At 65.9% G+C, this 8,800-nt stretch carries 7 protein-coding genes; 5 read left to right on the top strand and 2 right to left on the bottom strand.

Going from position 1 to position 8,800, the window contains the following annotated elements; genetic code table 11:
* From K8I61_19870 to K8I61_19860, 3 genes are all read left to right on the top strand, one after another.
* Positions 1–477: hypothetical protein (locus K8I61_19870; protein ID MBZ0274303.1), on the top strand; the 477-nt coding region annotated here is incomplete at its 5' end.
* Positions 478–736: 259 nt separating this feature from the next.
* The gene (locus K8I61_19865; GenBank protein ID MBZ0274302.1) at positions 737–1,258 is read left to right on the top strand and encodes a (d)CMP kinase; all 522 of its coding nucleotides are present in this window, start codon (positions 737–739) and stop codon (positions 1,256–1,258) included.
* Positions 1,255–2,688, top strand: a complete 1,434-nt coding sequence (locus K8I61_19860; protein ID MBZ0274301.1) for a VCBS repeat-containing protein — start codon at positions 1,255–1,257, stop codon at positions 2,686–2,688. The genes K8I61_19865 and K8I61_19860 overlap by 4 nt, the downstream gene beginning before the upstream one ends.
* Positions 2,689–2,790: 102 nt before the next feature.
* Here K8I61_19860 and K8I61_19855 read toward each other — a convergent pair whose 3' ends face one another.
* On the bottom strand, positions 2,791–3,786 hold the full coding sequence (locus K8I61_19855; protein ID MBZ0274300.1) for a hypothetical protein: 996 nt from the start codon (positions 3,784–3,786) through the stop codon (positions 2,791–2,793).
* An 85-nt stretch (positions 3,787–3,871) separates the two neighbouring features.
* On the opposite strand from K8I61_19855, the gene galU reads away from it, so the two are divergent.
* Both galU and priA read left to right on the top strand, forming a co-directional pair.
* On the top strand, positions 3,872–4,804 hold the full coding sequence (galU, locus tag K8I61_19850; GenBank protein ID MBZ0274299.1) for a UTP--glucose-1-phosphate uridylyltransferase GalU: 933 nt from the start codon (positions 3,872–3,874) through the stop codon (positions 4,802–4,804).
* 4 nt (positions 4,805–4,808) lie between these two features.
* Positions 4,809–7,415: a primosomal protein N' gene (priA, locus tag K8I61_19845; GenBank protein MBZ0274298.1), complete on the top strand. Its 2,607-nt coding sequence runs from the start codon at positions 4,809–4,811 to the stop codon at positions 7,413–7,415.
* Positions 7,416–7,446: 31 nt separating this feature from the next.
* Here the strand turns inward: priA and K8I61_19840 are convergent, their stop codons facing one another.
* Positions 7,447–8,487, bottom strand: a complete 1,041-nt coding sequence (locus tag K8I61_19840) for a Fic family protein (GenBank protein MBZ0274297.1) — start codon at positions 8,485–8,487, stop codon at positions 7,447–7,449.
* Positions 8,488–8,800: the final 313 nt, after the last annotated feature.

Genomic DNA, 8,800 nt, shown 5'->3' with positions numbered 1-8,800 from the left:
CCCGCGGCGCTACCCTCGATCGCCGCGGCGGCTGCCGCGGCGATCGAGGGTAGCGCCGCGGGGGTCGTCTTCATCGCGCGCACGCCGGATCGCGCGCGCCGGCTCGTGGCCGATATGCGTCTTCTCGCGTCGATCGACGACGTCGAAATCGTCGATGCGGCCGACGACGTTTCGGAGGCGATCACGCGCGTCGAAATTCTCATCAACACGACGCCGGTCGGCCTGACCGATCCGGACGCGACGCCGCTTGAGCCGAAAGCGCTGCACGCGCAGCTTGCCGTGCTCGACGCGATTTATCGCCCCGCGTCAACGCGCCTTCTACGCGACGCGCTCGCCGCCGGCGCCATCGCGATCCCCGGCACGCGCATGTTCCTTGCGCAGGCTGCCGCGCAAATCCGTGCCTTCGCCGCGCGCGACGCGCCGATGGACGCCATGCGCGAAGCGCTCATGGCGATACCGGGCTGCGAATGGGTGTGATGATGCAACTGAAAAGAATGGATGGCTGGAAGGCTGGAAGGCTGGAAGGCCGCGCTCAATTGCGAATGGCGAATTGCGAATGGCGAATGCGAAACAACGGTGTCCTCATTCGCGGGACCAATGAGCGACGGACATCCACAATCCCTCCGTGTCCTCCGTGTCTTCCCCGTGCCCTCGGTGTACCTTCGAAATGCGATTTTGAGTTTGCAAATCCGAAATCCGAAATTCGAATTCCGAAATCGCACGCCACGGAGACATCGTGCGCGTAGTCCTTATCGGTCCACGCGGCGCGGGGAAATCGACGATCGCGGGGTGGCTCGCGGCGCGCGTCGGTGTGCCGGCCGTTTCGACGGACGATCTCGTGCGCGGGCGTACGGGGACGTCGATCGACCATCTCGTCGCCGAACGCGGGTGGGAGGCATTTCGCGAGATTGAGTCCGCGGCGCTTGCCGATCTGTTCGAAAACGGGCCGGCGGATTTCGTCTGCGATTCGGGCGGCGGCGTGGTGCTCGCCGAAAAAAATCGCGAATATCTCGCGCGTGCGGATCTCGTCGTTTACCTCGTCGCGCCGGTCGCCGTGCTCGCCAGGCGCGTTCGCGCGAATATCGCGGACAGGCCGACGCTGACCGGCCAGGACCCCGTCGCGGAAATCGGGCGCGTACTCGCCGAACGCGACGCGATTTATCGCGCGTCGGCGCACCTTGTCATCGATACGGGTGCGGCGCCGGAGGAAGAAATCGTGGAGAAAATCGTGGATGCGTTGACGGGACGGAAGGCATGAAGCGGATTGTCGCCATCGCGCTGGCGTGGATCTTCGCCGCAAACGCTCTCGCCGACGAAGCGCTGCCGATGCGCGTGGACGGACCGCTGTCCGCCGTGGTCGCGGAGGATCTCGACGGCGACGGCCGTGCGGAGATCGTCGCCGCCTACGCGCGCGTCGGCGATGAGGGTACGTCGCGCAAGCTGCGCGTGTTCGCGAACGGCGCGGGCGAGGTGACGCTCGATGTGCCGGGATGGGCCGCCGCGTTCGATATTGCGAACCTTGGTGACGGCGCGGCAATCTTGTTCATCGGGCGTGGGCGCGTTGACGCCGTGCGTGTCGAAGGCGGCGCGGCCGGCGAATCGAGCCGTGTGGCGACCGTCGGGGCGCCGATCCTCGTCCCCGACGAGGAACGCCTGCCGCGCCTTTCGCTTGCGCGGAACTGGCGCGGCGGGCCGGAAACCGAGCTGCTTTCCATCGGCCTTGACCGCGTGGTCGTGCTCGAAAAAAACGGCAAGGGGCTTGCGCCCGCGGAGTCCCTGCCGCTGGCGGTAACGGGATCGATGCACGGTCCATCCAACGACGACGAGGCGGCGGGGGCGCTCGCCAACGTCACGATCGATGTGCCGTATCCCGCGCTTTTCGATTACGACGGCGACGGCGCGACGGATCTCTACGTCATCGCCGGCACGACGCTAACGGTTTTCAGGCAGGAAGCGGGCAAGTTCGCGACGAAGGCCGCGTTTCGGCGCGACTACGAGGTACGCACCACCGCAGAAAGGCGCGAGGGCAACGTGAGCGCGCAGGCCGTCGTGCGTGACCTGGACGGCGATGGCCGCGGGGATGTAATCGTCAACAAATTCGGCGGCGGGCTGACGAACTACCGCTCGCAGACCCGCATCTTTCGCGGCGGCGCGGGCGGCCTGCCGACAACGCCGACATACGAGTCCGCGGGCAAGGGCTTTTCGGGCGGGTTCGAATTTCCGGACGCCGACGGCGACGGCTGCCGCGATCTGGTCATGCCGTCCGTCGAGGTGAGCGTCATGACCGTGGTCAAGATGCTGACGACAAGCAAGGTCGGCATCGACTATCAGCTCTTCTACTGCGGCGGCCCATCGCTCTACGCGCTCGAGCCCGGGGAGGTTCGCGCCACGACGTTTCGTCTGGACGTGATGAGCCGCGCGGGCCTGCTCGGCACGCCGCCCGTCTATGGGCACGACTTCACCGGCGACGGCGAACCCGACGCGCTGATCTCGCCGGCGCTCGGACGGCTCGAGGTGCGCGAGCGCAAGGGCGATGCGTTCGCGCCCGAAGCGGCAGCGACCTTCAACGCGCCGCCGACCGGCAACGTCATCGTGAAAAACGTACGCGGCAACGAAAAACCCGACGTGATTTTGTGGTACGTCGACCCGGAACACGAGGGCGAGATTCGCGTATTTGAAATGAATTGATTCGCAATCGGGAAGCGCGAATCGGGAATGGAATCATGGGCGCCGTGATTCCGCAATGACCGTCCCGCCTTCCGGTTTTTCCGGCTTCCGGACGATCGGGTCTTAAAAGCGAATCGAAATCTCGATCGAGTGCTGGAAGTTGCGCGAATTCTCGATGTCGCCGCGGAACGAATAGCCGAGCGTGCCCTCGGGCGCGATCCACGCGAACCCGAGCGAATAGTGATCGCGATCGAAGATCTGATCCCACGTGAATCCGCCGCGTAGCGCGAGGCCCGAACGCGTCGACGCCTGGCGGAAAACGAAACCCTCGACGCCGGTCGCGAAATTGAACGTCTGTTCCTCGTCCACATCGAAGATTTTCGTCAGGTCGAACGCAACCGTTGCGTAATCGAGCACGAAGCCCGCGACGCCGACCGCCACCTCGCGCTCGATGCGGTACGGATCCTGGCTGCCGAAGACATTGCGTCCGGCGAGACCAAACCCGACAAGATCAAACGCACGCACGAGAAATCCGAAGTCCGCGTTGATGTTGCCTTCGCCGGCCTCGAGCTGGTTGTATTTCGCCGCGCCGCCGATAAAGACCGTGTCCGCGAAGTTGCCGGCCAGCGCGAGAGCCGCGCGATAGTCCTTGCCCTCGTTGAACGTGCGCGATGGGAAGTTCGCCGCCGTAAAGGAGATACCCGCCGCGAAATTCGACGTGGTCTTTCCGTCAACGACCGACCCGTGGAAGAAATCGGAGATGTTCTTCTCGCGTGCGTCGATGGTGTTGTCCTCGTCCACGAAAAATTCCGAGCCGAAGTCGGCAACGTCCTCGTCCGGCGTCAGTTCGTCCTCGTGGAGCTGCGGATAGTCGCCGATCTCGTGTTCGCGGCGCTCGTAGTTGAACGCGATGGCGTACCAGCTCGCTTGCGCGATGCCCGCGGGATTCACCTGAATGGCGTTGTTGTCGTCGGCGACGGCCGTGAAGGCCGTGCCCATGCCAAGCGGCTTGGTTCCCCAGAACCACACCGCGTGCGCGGGCGACGCGCAAAGGACGAGAACCGCCGCCAGAAGGGGCGCCGCGAGGCGGGCGCGTCGAATGGAAAAATTCCCGATCAAAACGCCGGGACGATAGTCTCAAACGCGAGGGCCTGTAAAGCGCGAAACGCCCCGCGCCGCGTTTGCCTTGATCGCAACGCGACCCATGCGCTACGGTGATCCACGTTCCGCCCGGAACACGATCCATCCGCGCAACGAAAAGGAGCGAGGCGTGAAAGTCCGCAAGGCGGTCATTCCTGTCGCCGGGCTCGGCACCCGGTTCCTGCCCGCGACAAAGGCGATCCCCAAGGAGATGCTGCCCATCGTCGATCGGCCGACGATCCACTACATCGTCGCTGAGGCCGTGGACTCGGGTATCACCGATATCATCTTCGTCACCGCGCGCGGCAAGGAAGCGGTCGAGAACCACTTCGACCGCGACATCGGCCTCGAGGCCGCGCTCGAAAAGAAAGGCGACACCGCGCGCCTTGCGATGGTGCGCGAAATCTCGACCATGGCGAGTATTGCGTCCGTGCGCCAGGGGGTTCCCAAGGGGCTTGGCCACGCGGTTTGGTGCGCGCGCGATCTCGTCGGCGACGAGCCGTTTGTCGTTTTGCTCGGCGACGATCTCTTTGACGCCGAAACCCCCGCGACGCGCCAGCTCATCGAGGGCCATGAGCGCTGCGGGCGATCCGTCATCGGCGCGTACCGCGTGCCGGAAAACGAGACGCACCGCTACGGCATCATCGATCCGGGCGACGGCGACGAGCGCCTCATGCGCGTGAAGGCGATGGTGGAAAAGCCCAAGGCCGACGCGCCGTCGAACATCGCGATCATCGGGCGTTATCTTCTGACGCCGGACATCTTCGAGTGCATCGACCGCACGCCGGCCGGCGTCGGCGGCGAGATTCAACTCACCGACGCCATGAACCTGCTGAACGAAAAGCCGGGCGGCGGCGTGTACGCGCACGTGCTCGACGGCCTTCGCTACGACGCCGGCGAGCTTGTCGGATTCATCGAAGCGAATATCGCGTACGCGCTCAAGCGCCCCGAGCTCGCCGACCGCGTGCGGGGGATTCTCCGCACCTATTCGGAGTAGCGCCATGGACCGCGTCGCGGACGCGGACCGTCCCGCCTCCGGAAGCGCCCCGCGCGCGGATCGTCTTGTCGAGGTCGCGATCGCGCTTCCCGTGCGCGGCACGTTCCATTATCTCGCGCCGCCGGGCGTCGCCCAAAAGCTCGCCGTCGGCACCGGCGTCGTCGTGCCGTTCGGCACGCGCCGCGTGACGGGATTCGTCGTCGATTTTCCCGATGGCGCGCCCGCGGACATCGGCGAGCTGAAGCGAATCGAAGCCCTGCTGGCCGACGAGCCGCTTTTCGACGCGCCGCGCCTCGAGTTGTATCGCTTCATGTCGCGCTACTACCTCGCGCCGCTTGGCGAAGCGCTGCGCACCGCGTTGCCGCCGGGGATCCTCGCCGCCACGCGCCGCGTCGCGCGCATCAACGACGCGGGCAAAAAGGCGCTTGCCACCGATTCGCTCAACAGGCGCGAACGCGCCGTGCTCGCCGCGCTTGTCGCCGGCGGCGGCGCGATCGAATGGCGAAAGCTGACATCGGGATCGCCCGCGGTCTCCGGCGCGACCGTTCGCGCGTTGTCCGAACGCGGGCTCGTCGAGATCGTCGCGGAGCTTGCGGGGCAGACATCGAAGCCCAAATACGAAACGCGCTGGCGGGCTTTCGGCGAGCCGGACGCACAGCTTCGCGGCGCGCGGCAAAAAGAGGTGCTCGACCTGCTTCGCGGACAGCCCGACGCGATCACCGCGTCCGAAATCGCGGACGCGCTTGGCTTTCCGCCGCACGCGGTTTTGAACGCGCTCGCCGCGCGCGGGCTCGTCGTATCCGAGAGCGTCAACGTCAGCCGCGTGCGCGCGTTGCGCGGCGCGGACGAAAAGCCCCCCGTGCTCACGACGGAGCAGACGGCCGCCGTCGCCGAGATCGCGCCGGCCATCGACGAGGCGCGCTTTTCGCCGTTTCTGCTGCACGGCGTCACCGGAAGCGGCAAGACCGAGGTGTACCTGCAACTGGTCGAGCGCGCGCTCGCGGCGGGCAAGGGCGCCATCGTTCTGGTCCCGGAGATCGCGCTGACGCCGCAACTCGTCGGGCGATTCGTCGGCCGCTTCGGCGACGTGGTGCGCGCATCGCACTCCGGGGTCGCGGGACCGGAGCGCCTGGACCTGTGGCGCGACGCGATGCATCGCCGCGTGCGCGTCGTCGTCGGTGCGCGCAGCGCCGTGTTCGCGCCCGTCCATCCACTCGGGCTCATCGTCGTCGACGAGGAGCACGACGGCTCCTACAAGCAGGACGACGGCATCCCTTACAACGCGCGCGACCTGGCGATCCGCCTCGCCAAACAGGTCGGGTGCCCCGTCGTGCTCGGGTCAGCGACGCCGTCATTCGAGACGTATTACGCCGCGCAGTCCGGCCGCTATCGCCTGTTGCGCCTGACCAAACGCCCGCGCGAAAATCCGATGCCGTCGGTCACGACCGTCGATCTGCGCCCGCTCGAAAAGGAAGAAGCACTAACGCGCCGCGACGCCGCGCTCGAAAAAGCCCACGCCGCCCGCGAAGCCAAGCGCGTCGCGTCCGACTCTCAATCCTCAATCCTCATTCCTCAATCCTCCCCCCCCGACATCCCCCGCGCGCGCGCGATCTTCTCCCCCGAGCTCGCGACCGCGATGGACGAAACGCTCGCGGCCGGCGAACAGGCGATCCTGCTTCTGAACCGGCGCGGCTATTCGACGCACATGTTCTGCCTCAAGTGCGGCGCAACGGCGATGTGCGCGAACTGCGACGTCGCGCTCACCTACCACCACGGCGCGAAAAGCCTCGTGTGCCACTACTGCGGCGAGGGCAGGGCGCCCTCCGCGCAGTGCGTTATGTGCGGGAAGGACAGGATGTTCTACGCGGGACTTGGCACCGAGCAGGTGGAGGCGGAAATCGCACATCGCTTTCCGCACGCGCGCGTCGCGCGACTCGATCGCGATTCGGTCACCGGGCGCGACGGGCACGAGCGTGTCACGGAGTCGTTCCGCCGCGGCGAGTCGGACATCCTTCTCGGCACGCAGATGGTCGCCAAGGGCCACGACTTCGCGCGCGTGACGCTTGTCGGCGTCATCCGCGCCGATACGACGCTGAACTTCCCGGACTTCCGCGCGGCGGAGCGGACCTTCCAGCTCGTGACGCAGGTCGCCGGCCGCGCGGGCCGCGCCGACAGGCCCGGGCGCATCGTCATTCAGACCTACAACCCGAACCACTGGGCGATTCGCTGCGCATCGACGCACGACTTCGAAGGGTTCTACGCGCAGGAGATCGAGCGCCGCCGCGCCGCGAATTATCCGCCGTTCGCACGCCTGGCGATGCTGCGCGTCACCGGACTCGACGAGGATGTTGTCGCACGCGCCGCCCGCGCCGTCGGCCGCGCCGCCAGGCTCGCCGCGTCGTCATTCGGATCGACGGAGGACGACGTGCTCGGCCCCGCGCGCGCGCCGATATCCCGCGTCAAGAATCGCTACCGCCGCCAGCTTCTCCTTCGCGCGCAAACCGCCGCGAAGCTCTCCGCTCTTGTCGCCGAGGTCTTCGCCCGCTGCGAGCCGAACCTGCCGTCCACGGTCGATCTTCGCGCCGACATCGACCCGCAGAACGTGCTATAGTGATTGCCCGATGAAGCGATGACGGTGTCCGTTACAGGACAACCCACCGTGCGCTGCGCCCGCGGCCCGTCAACGTAACCTCGCCGTTCGACTTCATCTGCATCAGCACTTTTTTGATCAGTTGCAAGCTGACCGATGGGCATTGCGCCCGAATCTCGGCGAGCGCAAACGGACCCGGCTGATTCTCGATGGCGTGCCGCACGAGGTCGCTTTTCCCTCCGTGGGCGGTTGATGCCTCCACCTTGTGTTCGAATTCGGTGTATGCGCTTCGCAACGTGGACAAAAAGTAGTTCCACCACGGGAGCAGGTCGTTTGCGCCTGCGTGCCAGCCGACCGAACATTCCTTCAGAATGCGGTAGTAGTCCTCCTTGGTCTCCTCGACCATGCGCTCGAGGCTGACATAGCGAGCGACGGTGAAGCCCGCGTTTTGCAGCAACAACGTGGTGAGGAGTCGCGACACGCGCCCATTGCCGTCGCGAAACGGATGGACGCACAGGAAGTCGAACACGAAGGTTGCCGCGACCAGCAACACGGGTGCCTGGTCCGCGTCGGCGAGGTCACGATGGGCCGCGCAGAGGCGATCAATGGCCTTTGGCGTCTGCTTCGCGGGTGTTGGCTTGAAGCGGATGCTCCGCTCGCCGGTTGAAAGGATTTCGACGATCTCGTTGTCGCGCGTCTTCCATTTCCCGGCGTCGCCGGAGAGGCCGCCCTGCGCCAGCTTGTGCAGATGAAGGATTGTGCGCGGCTCCACACGAATGGGTTGCTTGCGGTTGAAAATCCAGTTCAGGGCGCGCCGGTAACCGACGACCTCCTCTTCGGATCGGTCGCGCGGACGTGATTGTCCGAGAACGATGGGCCGGAGGCGATCGGGCGCGACGGTCACTCCTTCGATTCGATTGGACGACTCGGCGCTTTGAATGATCGCTTGTTCACGCAGCGCCTTGAGGTCCTCGGGCATCTGTCGCGCCCGGAGATCCTGTTTGCCCCGCGCCTCCATACAGGCCGCGAGAAGCCAGGCGGTACCGACAGGAATCGAACCGTCGATCAGGTTTTCGGGCCTAAGGGAAAGCATCCGGAACTCCGTGAGTAGCCATATAGTAGCCGATAATTCGTGGAGTAGCCAATTCCCCCGAAAGCGAACGCCGGCCGAAACTCTCCGCGCTTGTCGCCGAGTTCGTTGCCGCAGGGAGCCGGCTAAGCTACGACCCGGATTGGCCGCGCGCGATTCCGGAAATAGGATCTGGCTCGCCCCTGTTGACGGCCACGCGGCTTCCGGTTCGAGGCCAGATCCTTCGGCTCGCTGCGCTCGCCTCAGGATGACGACGGGTGTCGCTTCGCTCGCCTCAGGATGACGAGCGTCGCTACGCTCGCGCACGGACAGTGGC

It is taken from the genome of bacterium, from assembly GCA_019912885.1.
GTDB lineage: Bacteria > Lernaellota > Lernaellaia > JACKCT01 > JACKCT01 > JAIOHV01.
This window is presented reverse-complemented; position numbering and strand designations above follow the sequence as displayed.